At 42.5% G+C, this 16,985-nt stretch carries 21 protein-coding genes; 16 read left to right on the forward strand and 5 right to left on the reverse strand.

Annotation, left to right across the window (positions count from 1 at the left end):
• On the reverse strand, nucleotides 1-296 hold a 296-nt coding region (locus NPE20_RS16525), incomplete at its 3' end, for a hypothetical protein (protein ID WP_256539790.1).
• 157 nt (nucleotides 297-453) lie between these two features.
• On the opposite strand from NPE20_RS16525, the gene NPE20_RS16530 reads away from it, so the two are divergent.
• A complete protein-coding gene (locus NPE20_RS16530; protein WP_256539791.1) occupies nucleotides 454-1,047 on the forward strand; it encodes a master DNA invertase Mpi family serine-type recombinase in 594 nt (197 codons plus the stop codon).
• 86 nt (nucleotides 1,048-1,133) lie between these two features.
• On the opposite strand, the gene NPE20_RS16535 is transcribed toward NPE20_RS16530, so the two are convergent.
• Complete coding sequence (locus NPE20_RS16535; protein ID WP_256539792.1) at nucleotides 1,134-1,313, reverse strand: hypothetical protein; 180 nt, start codon at nucleotides 1,311-1,313, stop codon at nucleotides 1,134-1,136.
• Nucleotides 1,314-1,620: 307 nt separating this feature from the next.
• Here NPE20_RS16535 and NPE20_RS16540 point away from each other — a divergent pair, with 307 nt between their 5' ends.
• From NPE20_RS16540 to NPE20_RS16595, 12 genes are all read left to right on the forward strand, one after another.
• The gene (locus tag NPE20_RS16540) at nucleotides 1,621-2,142 is read left to right on the forward strand and encodes a YceD family protein (RefSeq protein ID WP_256539793.1); all 522 of its coding nucleotides are present in this window, start codon (nucleotides 1,621-1,623) and stop codon (nucleotides 2,140-2,142) included.
• A gap of 17 nt (nucleotides 2,143-2,159) precedes the next feature.
• Nucleotides 2,160-2,351 (forward strand): 50S ribosomal protein L32, encoded by a 192-nt coding sequence (rpmF, locus tag NPE20_RS16545; RefSeq protein ID WP_256539794.1) that lies wholly within the window; start codon nucleotides 2,160-2,162, stop codon nucleotides 2,349-2,351.
• 14 nt (nucleotides 2,352-2,365) lie between these two features.
• Nucleotides 2,366-3,304 carry a phosphate acyltransferase PlsX gene (gene plsX / locus NPE20_RS16550; RefSeq protein ID WP_256539795.1) on the forward strand — a complete coding sequence of 313 codons (939 nt, stop codon included), beginning with the start codon at nucleotides 2,366-2,368 and terminating at the stop codon, nucleotides 3,302-3,304.
• A gap of 11 nt (nucleotides 3,305-3,315) precedes the next feature.
• Entirely contained in the window at nucleotides 3,316-4,305 is a 990-nt protein-coding gene (locus tag NPE20_RS16555) for a beta-ketoacyl-ACP synthase III (protein WP_256539796.1), read from the forward strand.
• Nucleotides 4,306-4,468: 163 nt separating this feature from the next.
• The gene (gene accB, locus NPE20_RS16560) at nucleotides 4,469-4,942 is read left to right on the forward strand and encodes an acetyl-CoA carboxylase biotin carboxyl carrier protein (protein WP_256539797.1); all 474 of its coding nucleotides are present in this window, start codon (nucleotides 4,469-4,471) and stop codon (nucleotides 4,940-4,942) included.
• A gap of 109 nt (nucleotides 4,943-5,051) precedes the next feature.
• Complete coding sequence (accC, locus tag NPE20_RS16565) at nucleotides 5,052-6,386, forward strand: acetyl-CoA carboxylase biotin carboxylase subunit (protein WP_256539798.1); 1,335 nt, start codon at nucleotides 5,052-5,054, stop codon at nucleotides 6,384-6,386.
• Nucleotides 6,387-6,454: 68 nt separating this feature from the next.
• Nucleotides 6,455-7,312: a twin-arginine translocase subunit TatC gene (gene tatC / locus NPE20_RS16570; RefSeq protein ID WP_256539799.1), complete on the forward strand. Its 858-nt coding sequence runs from the start codon at nucleotides 6,455-6,457 to the stop codon at nucleotides 7,310-7,312.
• Between the two features lie 67 nt (nucleotides 7,313-7,379).
• The gene (gene rpiB, locus NPE20_RS16575; RefSeq protein WP_435529212.1) at nucleotides 7,380-7,817 is read left to right on the forward strand and encodes a ribose 5-phosphate isomerase B; all 438 of its coding nucleotides are present in this window, start codon (nucleotides 7,380-7,382) and stop codon (nucleotides 7,815-7,817) included.
• 29 nt (nucleotides 7,818-7,846) lie between these two features.
• Nucleotides 7,847-9,415, forward strand: a complete 1,569-nt coding sequence (locus tag NPE20_RS16580) for a M28 family peptidase (protein WP_256539800.1) — start codon at nucleotides 7,847-7,849, stop codon at nucleotides 9,413-9,415.
• A 142-nt stretch (nucleotides 9,416-9,557) separates the two neighbouring features.
• A complete protein-coding gene (locus tag NPE20_RS16585) occupies nucleotides 9,558-10,940 on the forward strand; it encodes a LutB/LldF family L-lactate oxidation iron-sulfur protein (RefSeq protein WP_256539801.1) in 1,383 nt (460 codons plus the stop codon).
• A gap of 9 nt (nucleotides 10,941-10,949) precedes the next feature.
• A complete protein-coding gene (locus tag NPE20_RS16590; protein WP_256539802.1) occupies nucleotides 10,950-11,495 on the forward strand; it encodes a dihydrofolate reductase family protein in 546 nt (181 codons plus the stop codon).
• Between the two features lie 94 nt (nucleotides 11,496-11,589).
• Nucleotides 11,590-11,988 (forward strand): hypothetical protein, encoded by a 399-nt coding sequence (locus NPE20_RS16595; protein ID WP_256539803.1) that lies wholly within the window; start codon nucleotides 11,590-11,592, stop codon nucleotides 11,986-11,988.
• A 215-nt stretch (nucleotides 11,989-12,203) separates the two neighbouring features.
• Here NPE20_RS16595 and NPE20_RS16600 read toward each other — a convergent pair whose 3' ends face one another.
• Complete coding sequence (locus tag NPE20_RS16600; RefSeq protein WP_256539804.1) at nucleotides 12,204-13,052, reverse strand: DUF4198 domain-containing protein; 849 nt, start codon at nucleotides 13,050-13,052, stop codon at nucleotides 12,204-12,206.
• A 58-nt stretch (nucleotides 13,053-13,110) separates the two neighbouring features.
• Between NPE20_RS16600 and NPE20_RS16605 the strand changes: the two genes are divergently transcribed.
• The 3 genes from NPE20_RS16605 (at nucleotide 13,111) to NPE20_RS26980 (ending at nucleotide 15,615) form a co-directional block, all read left to right on the forward strand.
• Nucleotides 13,111-15,087, forward strand: a complete 1,977-nt coding sequence (locus NPE20_RS16605; protein WP_256539805.1) for an alpha-ketoacid dehydrogenase subunit alpha/beta — start codon at nucleotides 13,111-13,113, stop codon at nucleotides 15,085-15,087.
• 82 nt (nucleotides 15,088-15,169) lie between these two features.
• Nucleotides 15,170-15,481, forward strand: a complete 312-nt coding sequence (locus NPE20_RS16610; protein ID WP_256539806.1) for a hypothetical protein — start codon at nucleotides 15,170-15,172, stop codon at nucleotides 15,479-15,481.
• A 14-nt stretch (nucleotides 15,482-15,495) separates the two neighbouring features.
• Nucleotides 15,496-15,615 carry a transketolase C-terminal domain-containing protein gene (locus tag NPE20_RS26980; protein WP_354003260.1) on the forward strand — a complete coding sequence of 40 codons (120 nt, stop codon included), beginning with the start codon at nucleotides 15,496-15,498 and terminating at the stop codon, nucleotides 15,613-15,615.
• 67 nt (nucleotides 15,616-15,682) lie between these two features.
• Here NPE20_RS26980 and NPE20_RS16615 read toward each other — a convergent pair whose 3' ends face one another.
• The gene (locus NPE20_RS16615; RefSeq protein WP_256539807.1) at nucleotides 15,683-16,375 is read right to left on the reverse strand and encodes a formylglycine-generating enzyme family protein; all 693 of its coding nucleotides are present in this window, start codon (nucleotides 16,373-16,375) and stop codon (nucleotides 15,683-15,685) included.
• Nucleotides 16,376-16,483: 108 nt separating this feature from the next.
• Entirely contained in the window at nucleotides 16,484-16,978 is a 495-nt protein-coding gene (locus NPE20_RS16620; protein WP_256539808.1) for a GNAT family N-acetyltransferase, read from the reverse strand.
• Nucleotides 16,979-16,985 lie beyond the last annotated feature (7 nt).

The raw sequence follows: 16,985 nt of genomic DNA on the forward strand, positions 1-16,985 counted from the left end.
CCTTTTATATCCCCATTCTCATGCAGGGGGAAGTGCCAAGGAATATACAAAACCCATTGATCTGGTACCTCAGCGTAATATTTATGAATGTTTTTGCCACGTAATATCGGACGTATAATTTCGACTGCTTTTGGACAATTCTTAAGTAGCTCATCTTTCTTTAATCCATCTATTATAAACGCTTCATTGAAGCCGGTCTTAATGCCATAATTAATTTGCACATCCCAATCCTTTATAGGGGTTCCTATAAGTTCTATTTTGTTTTTTATGGTGGCTTCTAATGGTGAAAGTATCACCCATCCACCGTCTGGTTTAAATCCGCCTTGAGTTGTAACTGACTGCCTAATAAAAACGCTCGTTCAGCTTAGGAAAAACGGGACTATTTTATTGCCATATTTTGGTTAAACTATCTTTTTATTGTCTATTTAAATTCACTTAAAAAGTTATTCAATTATGAAATACGGCTATATCCGCATCAGTACCGACAAGCAAACTACCGAAAATCAACGGTACGAAATCTTAAAATTCGCCGAGATTAAACAGCTCATTATTGACGAATGGATAGAGGAAACCATCAGTTCAACCAAAAAACTTGATGTGAGAAAATTTGGAGAGTTATTAAATCGTATGAAGAAAGGAGATGTATTAATTGTTTCTGAACTATCAAGAATGGGCCGTAACCTAATGCAAATAATGAAAATACTGCATGATTGTATCGAGAAAGATGTAATGGTTTACACGGTAAAAGAAAATTATGAGTTAGGAAATAATATAAACTCTAAAGTTTTAGCATTTGCCTTCGGTTTATCTGCAGAGATAGAACGTAATTTAATATCACAACGTACGAAAGAGGCTCTTGCAAGGCGAAAAGCGGAAGGGCAAATATTAGGTCGCCCCAAGGGAAGTAAGTCGCAAATTCGCAAGCTTACCGGTAAGGAAGAAGAAATAAGATTGTTAATGAATAAAAAGATCTCCTATAGCGCTATTGGCCGCATATTGGGTGTGCATCGGTTAACGGTATCGTCGTTTGTAAAAGAAGCGGTTTAAAACAATGGCTTGCCGGGTATCAGGCATTGTTCCCGGTAAGCCATTGCCAATAAATCCTGTCATCCTCTAATCAAGCAAATCAAGGTTCAGAACTTCCCCGCGTTAGGGAGTGAAGCGGATACCGGCCTCGCGCCCAATGCCTGTGCGCGTATGAGCGGAAAGCCCGGGCCGCAGGCAACGCCATAGATCAGTTTGCAGTTATTAGTTGGCAGTTCGCAGCCTGTGCCTATGTGGATGAAAGAAAAGGATGGAAGGATAAAAGACATGATAAGACCACGTTTCAGCCCTCCGAGAAATACCCGCCATTAGCTGCCCATACCCCTCACGCGCCCTTCGACAAGCTCAGGATGACCCTTCGCTCTCCGAACCACTGTTCTCCACTCCTCGCACCCTTTCCACGCTTGCGGCTTCCCCAATCACCCGCTCCCTGCGCCCTTTCCACGCTCCCGGCTTCCCCATTCACCCGCTTCCCGCACCGTATCCCGGCCTCCTTTTCCACCCCAAAATTCAATTAAAAAAAACACTTTCCAGTTTTAACAAATTTACCTACATTTGCGGGCTAATTGTTGCTCATTGAAATCGCTAAAGACATATTCAATACCTTTTACCGGCCTAAAGCTGGGTAAGCATTATTTTGAATACGAAGTAAACGATGCCTTTTTTGCTGAGTTTGAGTATTCGATAGTAAAAAAAGCCAATCTTATTTGTAAGGTTGAACTGGATAAGCAGGAAACAATGCTGATCCTGAACTTTGACATTACCGGCACTGTAAATGCAACCTGCGACAGGTGTTTGTCTGATTATCTGCAACCTGTGGATATTCACGAACAGCAGATAGCTCGCTTTACAGAAGAGGCGATGGGCGAGGATGACGAGATAATAACCCTCGGCAAAAACGATCATGAGATTGATATTGCCGGGTTGATATATGAATATGTTAATGTTGCCCTGCCGTTTATTGCTGTTTGCAGTAACGAGAGCGATACAAAACATTGTGACGAGGAAATGCTGGCAAACTTAAATAAGCTTGCAGCAAATGATGAACAAACCGAGAGCATTGACCCGAGATGGGAAGCTCTCAAAAAATTAAAATAATATAATAACTAAAAGTTATGGCACATCCAAAACGGAAAATTTCAAAATCAAGAAGAGATAAACGCAGAACGCATTATAAAGCAGAAGCGCCTACTTTAACTACTTGCCAAACTACTGGTGCGGTACACTTGCCACACAGAGCTTACACTGTTGACGGTAACGTTTACTTCAACGGAAAAATTCTTATTGAAAAAGCTTTGGCAGTATAAGTTAATTTTCTGAAATGAAGATTGGCTTAGACATTATGGGCGGTGATTTCGCCCCCAAGGCAGCAGTTTTAGGGGCGATTGAAGCTTGTAAAGTTTTATCTGCCGGGCAAAAACTTGTGCTTATTGGCGACAAGGATATTGCCCTAACTATTCTTCAGGAAAATAATTTTAGCCCCGATCATTTCGAGTTTGTGCATACAACCGAGGTGATTGGCATGGGCGAACACCCCACTAAGGCTATTGTTCAAAAACCAAATTCGAGCATTGCTATAGGTTTTAACTTGCTAAAAGAAGGTGCCATACAGGCGTTTTCATCGGCAGGTAATACCGGGGCCATGCTGGTAGGGAGTATGTTCAGCGTAAAAACCATTCCCGGTGTAATACGCCCGGCCATGACCACCATTGTACCCAAACTTAAAGGCGGTTTGGGTATTATTTTGGATGTTGGCGCCAATGCCGATTGCAAGCCCGATGTGCTTGTGCAATTTGGTATTTTAGGCAGCCTGCTTGCCGAATCTATCTACGGGATCCCTAACCCCCGCATAGCGCTGATGAACATTGGCGAAGAGGAAGAAAAAGGGAATCTGCTTTTACAGGCTACCTATCCTTTAATGAAGGATTCGAAACTATTTAACTTTGTTGGTAATGTGGAAGGGCGCGACCTTTTTGAAGATAACAACGATGTTGTAGTGTGCGACGGTTTTACAGGCAACGTTATTCTGAAACTTGCTGAATCTTTTTACGTTATTACTCAGAAGAAAAGATTAAAAGACGATTTTTTTGACCGCTTTAACTACGAGCAATACGGCGGAAGCCCTATACTTGGGGTTAACGCACCTGTTGTTGTAGGGCACGGTATCTCAAGTCCCGAGGCTATTAAAAACATGGTGCTGCTGTCAAGAAACATGATCGAGACCAACCTTATAGATAAAATTAAACTGGCTTTTCAGTAAAAAAACATAGAATGAGCAAAATTCATGCTGCTATTACCGCTGTAAATGGTTACGTACCCGAGTACATACTAACTAACCAGGAGCTGGAAACAATGGTGGAAACCAACGATGAGTGGATCACCAGCCGCACCGGTATCAAAGAGCGGAGAATATTAAAAGGCGAAGGCCTTGGTACCTCAGATATGGCAGTACCGGCTGTTGAAGGTTTATTAAAAAAGCGTGGCATAAGCGCCGATGAAATTGACCTGATCATTTTTTGCACTACCACCCCCGATTTGCCTTTCCCGGCTACAGCAAACATTCTGGCACATAAAATTGGCGCTGTAAATGCCTGGGGATATGACCTGCAGGCAGCTTGCTCTGGCTTTATATTTGGCCTGGCAACAGGCGCCCAGTTTATTGAAAGCGGCAAACACAAAAAAGTATTGGTAATAGGCGGCGATAAAATGTCATCTATCATTAACTATGAAGACCGTGCTACCTGTATCATTTTTGGCGATGGCTGCGGTTGCGCATTGCTGGAGCCTAATACCGAAGGTTTTGGTATTATCGATTCGGTACTAAAAAGTGATGGCGCGGGTTCGCACCTGTTATTCCAAAAATCTGGTGGTTCTGTTAGCCCCGCTACACACGAAACCGTTGCCAACAAAGAACACTACGCATACCAGGAAGGCCAGGCGGTATTTAAATTTGCCGTAACCAACATGGCCGAAGTTGCTGCCGAAGTGATGGAGCGCAACAACCTTGTTGCCGATGATATTGCATGGCTGGTACCACACCAGGCCAACAAACGTATTATTGATGCTACCGCTAATCGTACCGGCATAAGTGCCGATAAGGTGATAGTGAACATTGAGCGTTATGGCAACACCACAAACGGCACAATACCATTATGTTTATGGGAGTGGGAAGACAAATTTAAAAAAGGCGACAACCTTATTTTAGCTGCCTTTGGCGGTGGGTTTACCTGGGGTTCTATTTATTTAAAGTGGGCTTATTAAGAGGTGTGCAGATTTTAAATGTGCAGATATGCAGATTTTAATTAAAAACATCTTAAAATTGTACTTGTTAAATAATATAATTCATTAAAAATCATTTGCACATTTGCATATCCGCACATTTGCATATTTATAAATACTTTATCCAAACCAATTATCGCTTATTATGGATATTAAACAGATTCAGGACCTTATACGCTTTGTGTCAAAATCAGGCGTAAACGAAGTTTCTATCGAGCAGGAAAATTTTAAGATTACCATAAAAACTAATGATGCGCCTACGTATGTAAATGCATCTATACCGCCACAGCCGCTTGCCGCAGCAAGTGCGCCGCAGCCTGCAAGCTTACCGGTTTCAATCCCGGCTGCCGAAGCTGTAGCGGTTGCCGATACCTCAAACTTAATTACTATTAAATCGCCGATGATAGGTACGTTCTACCGTTCTGCATCACCGGAAAAACCATTGTTTGTTAACGTGGGCGATGAAATAAGTGTAGGTAGTGTACTTTGCATCATCGAAGCTATGAAACTTTTCAATGAAATTGAATCAGAAGTTTCGGGCCGCATTGTGAAGATACTGGTTGATAATGCATCACCGGTTGAATACGACCAGCCGTTATTTTTAGTAGAACCTAAATAATTGATTTCACAGATTGTTGTTTGATTTCACAGATTTTGTGTGATCGGGGTAATCGTTATTAAGCATCGGTGTAATCGAAAGTAAATCGGTGTAATCTAAAATCAAGAAGATGTTTAAAAAAATATTAATAGCTAACCGAGGTGAAATTGCCCTGCGAATTATTCGCACCTGTAAGGAAATGGGTATTAAAACCATAGCTGTATACTCAACCGCCGATCGTGATAGCCTCCATGTGCGTTTTGCAGATGAGGCTGTTTGTATAGGCCCCCCTCCAAGCCGCGACTCTTACCTGAATATCCCAAACATTATTGCAGCAGCAGAATTAACAAATGCCGACGCGATACACCCGGGATATGGCTTTTTATCTGAGAACGCGAAATTCTCGGCTATTTGCGCCGAGTACGGCATTAAGTTTATTGGCGCCACTGCAGATCAGATAAACAGAATGGGCGATAAAGCTTCGGCTAAAGAAACCATGAAAAAAGCCGGCGTACCTATTGTTCCCGGTTCTGAAGGTTTGCTTAGCGATATTAAACAAGGCATTACCATTGCCAACAAAATAGGCTATCCTGTTATACTAAAAGCAACTGCCGGTGGTGGTGGCCGCGGTATGCGTATTGTTTGGAAAGACGAAGAATTTGAGAATGCCTGGGATAGTGCCCGTGCCGAATCTGGCGCAGCCTTTGGTAACGATGGCCTATACCTTGAAAAATATGTTGAAGACCCGCGCCACATCGAAATACAGGTAGTAGGTGACCAATATGGTAAAGTTTGCCATTTATCTGAACGCGATTGTTCTATACAGCGCCGTCACCAGAAACTGGTAGAAGAAGCGCCGTCTCCTTTCATGACAGATAAGCTGCGCAAAAAAATGGGCGAAGCTGCTATTAAAGGGGCAAAAGCTGTTAAATATGAAGGTGCCGGTACAGTAGAGTTTTTGGTTGATAAAAACCGCAATTTCTACTTTATGGAAATGAACACCCGTATCCAGGTAGAGCACCCGGTTACCGAAGAGGTGATTAACTTCGATTTAATAAAAGAACAAATAAAAGTTGCTGCGGGTATCCCAATATCAGGCAAAAACTACGAGCCAACAATGCATGCCATTGAGTGCCGTATAAATGCCGAAGACCCTGCAAACAATTTCCGCCCTTCACCTGGTAAAATAACAAACTTCCACTCGCCGGGTGGCCATGGTGTACGTGTTGATACGCATGTTTACAGCGGATACGTTATCCCGCCAAACTACGATTCGATGATAGCCAAGGTTATTTGCATGGCCCAAACCCGCGATGAGGCATTGGCAACCATGGAGCGTGCTTTAAGCGAATTTGTTATTGAAGGTGTTAAAACAACTATTCCATTCCATTTAAAATTACTGCAGGATTCAAACTTCCGTGCCGGTAATTTTACTACCAAGTTTATGGAAACCTTCGTTTATTAATTTTTTTGTAATCTTCACGATACAATATAACGTAAATAGTATTCCGGCGTTAATGCTGAAAACAGGTAATGAGCGATAACAAACTAATAAAAGCAATAAAAGAGAAGGGCCAGACAATGGAGGCCGAAATGTCGTTCTTTGATCACCTGGAAGCCCTGCGATGGCACCTGGTGCGGTCGGCAATTGCTATTGTTATTTTTACCGCCGGTGCTTTTTATTTTTACGATTTTATATTTGATACCATTATTATGGGCCCCAGTAAGCCAAGCTTCTGGACGTATCGTATGCTGTGTAAGCTGGGCGAATACCTGCACCGCGATGGCTTTTGTATCAATAAGATCAATATCAGCCTGCTTAATACCGAGATGGCCGGGCAGTTTACCCTGCAGATCAACTCGGCACTGCTTATTGGTATAACCCTTGGCTTCCCTTATTTGCTTTGGGAGATCTGGCGTTTTATAAAGCCCGCCCTGCACGAGAAAGAACGCAAGGCAGCAAGTGGTTTTGTTATTTATGCCAGTTTTCTTTTTATTATAGGCGTATTATTTGGCTATTATGTAATTACGCCCGAGTCAATAAATTTTCTTTCCAGCTATACCATTAGTCCTACTATAGAAAATAAGTTTTCTGTTGATTCTTACCTGTCATCCGTGGCCACATTAACACTGGCAACCGGGATAGTATTTGAGTTACCTATATTGGTATATGTACTATCATCGCTGGGTGTGCTTACCGTTAAATTTATGCGCGAGACCAGGCGTTACGCCGTGGTTGTGATATTGATCATAGCAGCTATAGTTACCCCAACACCCGATATGATGACCATGACCGTAGTGAGTATCCCTTTATTCATTTTATACGAAGTGGGTATATTGGTGGCTGCTGTGGTTGAAAAGCGTAAGAAAGCAAGAGAAGAGGCTCTTTAATAAGCACATCTCTCAATTCTAACAAAATCTTTACCTTCGTCAACACAATAAATGTTATAAATTTGAGATGATGAAAAAAGGGTTAAAGATTGCTATTGGCGCAGACCATGCGGGGTTCGATTTAAAACAGGCCATACTGGGCATGTTTGATGATATTACCTTTAAAGATTTTGGTACTTATTCTACAGACTCTGCCGATTATCCCGATTTTGCCCACCTGGTAGCAAACGCTGTTGAAGCCGGCGAGGCCGATTTTGGTTTCCTGCTTTGCGGTAGCGCAAACGGTGTTGCCATGACAGCCAATAAGCACCAGGGTATCCGCGCTGCGTTATGCTGGAAAGCAGATGTAACCATCCCTGCGCGTACCCATAACGATGCAAATGTACTTTGCATCCCGGCCCGCCATGTAACTACTGCCGAGGCTAAAGAAATTATAGAAATATTCCTGACCGAAGAATTTGAAGGCGGACGCCATGCAACCCGCGTTAACAAAATAGGCTGCTAACAAACTAATTAAACCAACAATAAATTTCAATGAAGAAATTATCATTATGGATCACGGGGCTTGCCATTAGCGCAACAGCCTGTGCCCAGCAAAACCCAACGGCGCTTAAGTACGGCAATGTTATTAACGCTACCGATGCTAAAAAGCACCTGAGCATACTTGCATCTGACGAATTTGAAGGCCGCGAAACCGGTAAACCGGGTGCCGAAAAAGCAGCGAACTACATTGCTGCCGAATTTAAAAAATTAGGTCTGCAGGCCCCAGTAAATGGCTCATATTTTTTAGATGTGCCTTTAACAGAAAACGCGCTTAAAATAACCAAGTTCACCGTTAACGGTCAAGCCTTTGAAAATTGGAAAGACTTTTTTATGCCGGGTTCATTCCCTGATAAAAATATAACTGCAACTGATATTGTTTATGTTGGTTACGGTACCGCAGCCGAATTGGAAGGTGTTGATATCACCGGCAAAATAGTTTTATTAATAAACGAAGACAAACCCGAAGAAGGTAAAAAAACAAATACCGGCTACCGTGCAACAGCCCAACGCGTAGCTATTTTGAAAGTTATCCGCGAGAAAAACCCTGCGGCTATCTTAGGTGCCAACGGCGAATTAGGCCCTTTGCTTAAACGTTTTGGTGGCAGTGCAGGCGGTGCCAGCATCTCTATTAAAAAAGAAACTGTTGCAAATCCATTGGCCCCATTGTTTAACATTACAACAGCCATTGCCGATGCTTTGGTTAAATCAACAGGTAAAACCTACGAAGAGTTAAAGACAGCTACTGCAACTGCAAAACAAACACAGGTTATAAAAACCGAAGCGGCTATCGCTTTTAATACCGAAAAGAAAGATATTAAAGCGGTTGACGTTTTAGGCTTTATGCCGGGTTCTGACCCAAAACTTAAAAATGAAGTTTTGGTATTCTCTGCCCACTATGATCACATTGGTTTGGTTACAAAACCAGGTGCTACTGATAAAGTGAACAACGGTGCCGATGATGACGGCTCTGGTACTACAGGAGTACTGGAAATTGCCCGTGCATTTTCGCAAGCAAAAAAAGATGGCAAAGGCCCGCGCCGCAGTGTATTATTTTTGGGTAACGTAGGCGAAGAAAAAGGTTTGTTGGGTTCAGAATGGTATACAGATCATCCTGTTTATCCTTTGGCTAACACTATTGCCGATCTGAACATCGATATGATCGGTCGTGTTGGTGAAGAATACATTGGTAAGCCGGATTCTGCAAACTATGTATATTCAATTGGTTCGGCTATGTTAAGCACCGACCTGCATAAAATTGGTGAAGCGGCTAACGCGACTTATACCAAAATGAAACTGGATTACAAGTATGATGATCCTAACGATCCAAATCGTTTCTACTACCGTTCAGATCATTATAACTTTGCCCGTTACGGCGTGCCTATTATATTCTACTTTAACGGTGTACACGCAGATTACCACGCCCCAGGCGATGAAGTAAGCAAAATTAACTTCCCGTTATTAGTGAAACGTGCGCAACTGGCGTTCTTTACCGGTTGGGAATTAGCTAACCGCGATGCCCGCCCTGTTGTTGATGTAAAAACACCAACTGCAGCAAAGTAATAACAAGATATTATAAACAAGAAAGCGGCTTAATGGCCGCTTTTCTTGTTTTAGCCGGGTATTAAACTACGGTTTCAATATTTTAACCGGTATTTTTGCACATTATTTAAACTCTTGGTGGGGTTTGTTTAATTTAGCATAAATGGGAAGTACCGCTGAAGAATTTTTGGTAGCCTCAGAGCAAAAGGCATTCGAGTTGGATCATCGCCGTATTATCAATAATAATATTGGTAAGTATAACAACTCCTTTGAAAAAGGCCTGTCGCGCATGATCAACCTGGATAATTCCAAGAAAAAAGGCCATGCCATTAAATGGAAGGTGATGGAGAACCTGGACAAGTTTTTGCCCGAGTTTGAATCAAATTTCCAAAAACGTGGCGGTAAAGTTATCTGGGCCAACGATGCCGATGAAGCCAACCGTGAGATCTTAAACATCATTACTAAAGCCGGTGCCAAAACAATTATCAAGTCTAAATCAATGGCTACGGAGGAGATTCATTTGAATGAATTTCTGGAAAAGAACAACATCGAATCATTAGAAAGCGATCTGGGCGAATACATTGTGCAGTTGTTGGGCCAAAAGCCTTACCACATTGTTACCCCGGCCATGCACCTTTCAAAAGAAGATATAGCCAAACTATTTAACGAGAAATTTGGCACGCCGCTGGACAGTACTCCCGAGCAGCTTACCCAAAAAGCACGCGAGCTATTACGCGAAAAATATTTGCAGGCAGATGTAGGCATTACAGGCGCCAATTTTATTATTGCCGACACTGGCAGCATAGCCATTACCGAAAATGAGGGGAACGCCCGCCTTACCACTACCTTCCCTAAAATACAGATCACCATAGTAGGGATAGAAAAGCTTATCCCATCTATGACAGATCTTGACTTGTTTTGGCCAATGCTGTCAACCCATGGAACCGGGCAAAATTTAACGGTTTATAATACCATACTAAGCGGCCCGCGCCAACCCAATGAAACGGATGGCCCCGAGGAAATGTATGTTGTACTGCTGGATAACGGCCGAACCAACCTGCTTGCCCAAAAAGACCAGCGTCAGGGTCTTTACTGCATTCGTTGTGGCGCCTGCCTTAACGCCTGCCCCATCTATCAGAATATTGGCGGTCATACTTACGATACCACCTACAGCGGGCCTATAGGCTCTATCATAACCCCGCATATGCGCGGTATGGAAGAGTTTAAACATCTTAGCTATGCATCAAGCCTTTGCGGTAAATGTACCGAGGTTTGCCCGGTGAAGATAGATATACACAAAATGCTGTTGTTGAACCGCCGCGATGCGGTGAATGAAGGTTTGGTTACTACCAAAGAAAAATGGGGCTGGGCCATCTGGAAAAAGGGAATGCTAAAACGCAGCTTAACCGATTTTTTTGGAGGGAAAATGAAAAACTACCTGATGAAAAAAATCTTCAAAAAATCATGGGGGCATTATAAAGAAATGCCGGAGGTATCCGAAAAATCATTCAGCCAAATGTGGAAAGAGGGTAATCGCCCCGAATAATAAGAACTTATGCGTAAAATAATTTTGAACCTGGCAGTAACCCTTGATGGTTTTATTGAAGGCCCAAATGGCGAGTACGACTGGTGCCTTGCAGACCAGGATTATGGCATGGAAGAATTTTTCAGCCATACGGATACCATCTTTATCGGCCGAAAAAGCTTTGAGCTTATTCGTGCTGACACCGCAATGTACCCGGTTAAAAATATTTATGTGTTCTCGGATACATTGATACCCACGCCGGGCGAAAATATCAAAGTGATCTCCTCATCGGATTTTGAACATACCGTTCCAAAGATAATGGAAGCGAGTGGTGGTGATATTTGGCTATTTGGTGGTGCCGACCTGATATCTACCTTTATAAATAAACGTTTGGTTAGCGAACTGCTGCTCTCTATCCACCCGTTAATACTGGGCGCTGGCAAGCTATTATTTCAAGGGATCAAGGACAGGGTGCAACTAACCTTTATCGATCAGAAAACATATGATACAGGTCTGTTGCAGGTTCGCTACGAGCTAAAGCCCTGGTTCGACCCGGAAAAGTTAAAGATGCTGTAAAACTTAGTGCTTATCGCCAGAGCCAAACTCTTTCGCCGTTGTTGGTGTTGTCACCAACAATATTTAGGCAGGTAATCATAAACAAATAAATCATATGGCAGATCTGCAGCACCCAAAGAAAAGTAACGGAAATTGGATATTGTTAATTCTTTTGATTCTCTGCTCTTGTGGCCAAGGTCAAAAAAAAGAATCCAAAATGATTTATCTAGAATTATATGGACATGCCAGTCAACATGTTATATTGAAATTAGATGACAAAGTAGTTTATAGCAAAAAATTTGCAAAATTGGAAAACTTTACTGCCCAAATTGAACCGATAATAATAACAAATGACAAGGTTAAAATAACTTTCATAAATGATAATAAGGACACATCTTTCGTTTTCTCTTTAAAAGCAAAAAATTATAACTTTTTAGGATATTCAAAGTTTAGAAAGGAATTTCAATTTACTTCGAGTGACTCGGTAAGCTTTTTCAATTCAAGAATTGATTGATTTATACTTCAGGCTGGGCATAACAATTCCTCTTGATACTAATGGAAATATTAGGCAGGTATCGGATAGCGTAGATTGGCGGCCTGTTGGTGACAACACCAACAGGGCAAAATAGACGTGATTTTTGATAAGTCCCCATTCATTGCCGTCCCATTTATGGGACGGGTAGGGCAATCAGAAAAATGGGCTTTAGCCCAACCCCGAATCTTTCGAACTTAGTGCTTATCGCCAAAGCCAAATTCCTTGTAGGTATTTGGTGCATCGTTATGGTTACTGAACGAGAAGGTGTAACTGGCCACCCACGATTCGTAATCGGCTTCCTTACCTTTTGATGCTTCAAACTTGGTAGCCCTTAGCAGATAAATACCTTCGCGACTAACGCTAAAATAAACCTTACCCGCTGCATCGCTGGCTAATTTTTGCGGGTACACATTGCCCGATTCTGTTTTAATGTATAACATTACCTGGCCAGTAAATGGCTTGCCCTTAAAATTCACAACCGCCGTAATATCATCGCCGTAGTTTAATTTGTAAGGGTTACGTTTTAATATGATCTCGAAATCGTCATTTAAAACCTTTTCGTAGGCGTTGCCCTTTGGCTCATCAACGGTTATTAATGTTTTTAAGTAACGGTTATATTTTTCGGTGAAGTTTAGCGCATTGCTGTTCTTTAGTTTCTCAGCAATATCGTCATACCCCTGCTCGGTCAGGTATGGCAAAAAATCTTCCCGGGGGATCTCGTTCAGTTCGTTGGTGTTCATCTCAACTAACACAAGCCCATCGTCCTGTATGGTGTAATTTAGCAAGGGCGACGCATCGTTTTTAGTGATCTTACTCAGGTCTGTTTTTTTGGATCCTTCATAGATCATAAACTTGGTAGTTTGCGCCGCTGTGTACGGTACTTCGCGTTCCTTTACCAGGTTTTCGCCAGATAGTAAATGTAAATTAAACTTATCCCCTTTGTGCAAATAAAAATTTTCGGGCATCAGGAAGTGGTCGGGTATAAAAGCGAACAGACCGAATATGGATAGAAATATAATTATTTTGAGGTATAAGTGCTTCATAGCGAAAAGATGGATTGCTCAAACATACAAAGTTTTAAAAACTTCTTAGCTTTACCTGATGATTTTTGACCGGAAAAATATAGATAATGACGGTTTGATAACGTTTTATAAGAAACTGTTATTGCCCCGGTTGGTTGAAGAGAAGATGTTAATTCTGCTTAGGCAGGGCCGCATCGGTAAATGGTTTTCAGGAATTGGCCAGGAAGCTATTGCTATTGGCAGTACAATGGCGCTCAATGCGGATGAATACATCCTGCCCATGCACCGTAATTTGGGTGTATTTACGGCACGCGATATCCCAATTTCGCGTTTAATGGGCCAGTGGCAAGGCAAAGCATCTGGTTTTACAAAAGGCCGCGACCGCTCCTTCCACTTCGGTACACAAGAGTTTAAAATTATAGGCATGATATCGCACCTTGGCCCGCAGCTGGCTTTGGCAGATGGTATTGCGCTTGCAGATAAATTAAAGAACAACAAAAAAGTTACACTGGTTTATACCGGCGAAGGGGCAACAAGCGAGGGTGATTTCCACGAAGCGCTTAATATTGCCGCTGTTTGGGACCTGCCGGTTATATTTTTGATAGAGAATAATGGCTATGGCCTGTCAACCCCGGTAAATGAACAGTATCGTTGCGCCGCCTTAGTTGATAAAGCGATTGGTTACGGAATAGAAGGCCGCCGCATTGATGGTAATAACGTACTGGAGGTTTATCATACCATAAACGAACTGGCTGTAGAGCTAAGGGAAAACCCACGCCCGGTATTGATAGAGTGTATGACCTTCAGGATGCGCGGGCATGAGGAGGCATCGGGCACAAAATATGTACCGCAGCATTTATTTGACGAGTGGAAACAGAAAGATCCGCTGGATTGCTTTGAAAAGTTTTTGCTGGATAAAGAGGTGTTTCGACCGGAATGGGTTCCTTATTTAAGAAATGAATACACTACGCTGATAGATGCCGAGATAGAAAAGGTTTTCAGCGAACCGGATATTATACCACATGTACAAACCGAGGTGCAGAATATGTACAGTTTGTATAACCCGCCCAACCATACCCAGTCAGAGACAAGTACCAATAAGCGCTATATTGATGCCATCAGTGATGGCCTTAGGCAAAGCATGCGCATGCACCATAACCTGGTTATTATGGGGCAGGATATTGCCGAATATGGCGGGGCTTTTAAAATAACACAGGGTTTTATTGATGAGTTTGGTAAAGACAGGGTGCGCAATACGCCTATCTGCGAATCGGGCATTGTAGGCACTGCTATGGGGCTTGCTATAAACGGCTACAAAGCCATTGTTGAAATGCAGTTTGCCGATTTTGTAAGCTGCGGTTTTAACCAGATAGTGAACAACCTGGCCAAAACCTACTACCGCTGGGGGCAAACGGTTGACGTAGTAATACGGATGCCGGCCGGTGGTGGCAGTGGCGCGGGCCCATTTCACTCGCAAACTAACGAGGCCTGGTTTACAAAAACACCCGGCTTAAAGGTAGTTTATCCCGCTTTCCCGGATGATGCCAAAGGCTTGCTGATGTCGGCGGTAGATGACCCCAACCCGGTTATTTATTTTGAGCATAAAAACTTATACCGCAGCACCAGCGGCAATGTGCCCGATGATGATTATTATGTAGAGATAGGTAAAGCCAAAGTGGTGCGCGAAGGTACAAAGGCCAGTATTATCACTTTTGGGCTTGGTGTGCACTGGGCAATTGAATACGCCGATAACCATCCCGATCAATCTATAGAGATACTTGACCTGCGCAGTTTACAGCCATGGGATAAAGAAGCGGTCATTAACACAGTAAAGAAAACTTCAAAGGTGTTGGTATTGCATGAAGATACGCTCACCAGCGGCTTTGGCGGCGAAATAGCCGCCTACATAGGTGAGCACTGTTTTAAGTACCTTGACGCGCCTGTAATGCGCTGTGCCAGCCTCGATACTGCCATCCCTATGAACAAAGCCCTGGAAGACCAGTTTATGGCCAAGGCCCGCCTGGCTGAAGTGATGGATGTGTTGTTGAAGTATTAAATAAGAATGCGTGGATTCGTGTCTCCAACAAGGCCTTCAGATATCAGGGTTTATAAGCTTAGATAACTAACGATTGAATTACATGAATTTAAAAGGAAACATCCTGAAAAGTTGTCTGATTTTAATTGCAATATCGGTTTTAACATACATCCTTTTAAAACAAAAAGAAACTGGAGATAAAGAGGCGTTGTTAAGTAATATTAATGGTGTGGTAACCGAAGTAAAATACGATGTGAAAAGAAATGCTACTTTCATTGTCAATGAGAAACAATTCTATTCCTTTTCATTTTTTTGGGATAAATACAAATATTCTATAGAAGTGGGTGATACACTCGTTAAAAAAAGCAGGTCACTAAAATTGGAAATTAAAAAGAAGCGGTCATTAACACGGTAAAGAAAACTTCAAAAGTGCTGGTATTGCATGAAGATACGCTCACCAGCGGCTTTGGCGGCGAAATAGCTGCCTACATAGGCGAACACTGCTTTAAGTGCCTTGACGCGCCTGTAATGCGCTGTGTCAAGCCTTGATACTGCTATTGAAATTTTAAAATAAGAAAGGCGCAATTAATTGCGCCTTTCTTATTTACAGATCATCTTATATATTTCTTGCGATCCTAAATCCAAGGTCATCAATTTTGAATGAAGTGGGATGGCTGCGTCGGCGGTTAGTGGCCATACATCCCCTTTCCTCATCGCTCCAACCACCACCTCTAATTATCCGGTAGGAACCATAAACAGATTCGTCATAGATATCAGAACACCATTCCCAAACATTGCCCAACATATCGTAAAGGCCCCAGGCATTGGGTTCTTTCAGCCCTACATCATGAGTAGATCTGTCGGAGTTTGCTTTATACCAGGCAATGGCATCTAATTCGCCGTATCTAATGCCGGTTGTACCCGCTTTACAGGCGTACTCCCATTCGGCCTCTGTGGGCAACCTGTATCCATTTGCTATTGCATCGAAAGTGATATCGCCAGAGGTATGATCGATTGAATAGCAGAGTTTTAACCCATCCTTAACAGATAATAAATTACAAAAAGTTATCGCGTCTTTCCAGCTTACGGTTTCAACAGGTAGCCTGTTACCATTAAATGTAGCGGGTGCTTCATTGGTAACCTCAAAGTATTGCTCTTGTGTTACCGGGAATTGAGCGAGCAAAAAAGGAGCAAGCTCAACCGTCCATTTTTGTTTTGTCCTGTCATCTCTTAATTCAATTTTTCCTTCCGGGATCTCTACCATCGGGATTGTGGAAATATTGAATGCGTTGTTTGTATCCTGATTCATCTATTATTAAAAACATGTCATCCTGAATTTATTTCAGGATCTCTCGGGACAAGTCGTCTACTTTGCTTGTGGGATGCCGAAATAAATTCGGCATGACGATGTTGTGCGTTACAACTCCTTCCGCATCACATAATCATTCATCCAATACGGGCCAATGGGGATATCTTCTTCGTAAATTACGGTAAAGCCCATTTTTTCGTAAAAGCTTTTGGCGTTGTTATAGCGGTTAACGTTTAGGTCTAAGGTGTTTTTACCAGCTTCCATAACTTTATCAGCAACGGCATTTATCAATATTTTGCCGTAGCCCTTGCCCTGTGTTTTGGGCAGGCAATACAGTTTGTGCAGCTTGTAAATGTTTTCATCCTCCTCGCGTGGCGAATAGGCGGCAAAAGCAACAGGCTGTCCGTCTTCTGTCAGTAACAAAAACGTTTGTTGTTTTTCTTTTACCTGTTTGGTTATCTTATCAGCAGTGTACAATTCGCCCAGCATAAAGGCTACCTGCTCTTTGCCAAGCAAAGGCTCATAGGTAGGCCACCAGGTTTGTTCGGCTATCTGTAAAATTGCTTCAACATCAGCCGTTGTAGCTTCTCTTATCAAATACATAGGCGTC

The sequence above is a fragment of the Mucilaginibacter aquariorum genome, from assembly GCF_024498135.1.
Lineage (GTDB): Bacteria > Bacteroidota > Bacteroidia > Sphingobacteriales > Sphingobacteriaceae > Mucilaginibacter > Mucilaginibacter aquariorum.

Coding starts and splice junctions, on each gene's coding strand:
- accB (WP_256539797.1), top strand. CDS start 4,469: ATGGATATTAAACAGATTCAGGACCTTATACGCTTTGTGTCAAAATCA.
- NPE20_RS16530 (WP_256539791.1), top strand. CDS start 454: ATGAAATACGGCTATATCCGCATCAGTACCGACAAGCAAACTACCGAA.
- NPE20_RS16585 (WP_256539801.1), top strand. CDS start 9,558: ATGGGAAGTACCGCTGAAGAATTTTTGGTAGCCTCAGAGCAAAAGGCA.
- NPE20_RS16600 (WP_256539804.1), bottom strand. CDS start 13,052: ATGAAGCACTTATACCTCAAAATAATTATATTTCTATCCATATTCGGT.
- plsX (WP_256539795.1), top strand. CDS start 2,366: ATGAAGATTGGCTTAGACATTATGGGCGGTGATTTCGCCCCCAAGGCA.
- NPE20_RS16535 (WP_256539792.1), bottom strand. CDS start 1,313: ATGTCTTTTATCCTTCCATCCTTTTCTTTCATCCACATAGGCACAGGC.
- NPE20_RS16580 (WP_256539800.1), top strand. CDS start 7,847: ATGAAGAAATTATCATTATGGATCACGGGGCTTGCCATTAGCGCAACA.
- tatC (WP_256539799.1), top strand. CDS start 6,455: ATGAGCGATAACAAACTAATAAAAGCAATAAAAGAGAAGGGCCAGACA.
- rpmF (WP_256539794.1), top strand. CDS start 2,160: ATGGCACATCCAAAACGGAAAATTTCAAAATCAAGAAGAGATAAACGC.
- accC (WP_256539798.1), top strand. CDS start 5,052: ATGTTTAAAAAAATATTAATAGCTAACCGAGGTGAAATTGCCCTGCGA.
- rpiB (WP_435529212.1), top strand. CDS start 7,380: ATGATGAAAAAAGGGTTAAAGATTGCTATTGGCGCAGACCATGCGGGG.
- NPE20_RS16615 (WP_256539807.1), bottom strand. CDS start 16,375: ATGAATCAGGATACAAACAACGCATTCAATATTTCCACAATCCCGATG.
- NPE20_RS16595 (WP_256539803.1), top strand. CDS start 11,590: ATGGCAGATCTGCAGCACCCAAAGAAAAGTAACGGAAATTGGATATTG.
- NPE20_RS16605 (WP_256539805.1), top strand. CDS start 13,111: ATGATTTTTGACCGGAAAAATATAGATAATGACGGTTTGATAACGTTT.
- NPE20_RS16590 (WP_256539802.1), top strand. CDS start 10,950: ATGCGTAAAATAATTTTGAACCTGGCAGTAACCCTTGATGGTTTTATT.
- NPE20_RS16610 (WP_256539806.1), top strand. CDS start 15,170: ATGAATTTAAAAGGAAACATCCTGAAAAGTTGTCTGATTTTAATTGCA.
- NPE20_RS16555 (WP_256539796.1), top strand. CDS start 3,316: ATGAGCAAAATTCATGCTGCTATTACCGCTGTAAATGGTTACGTACCC.
- NPE20_RS16620 (WP_256539808.1), bottom strand. CDS start 16,978: ATGTATTTGATAAGAGAAGCTACAACGGCTGATGTTGAAGCAATTTTA.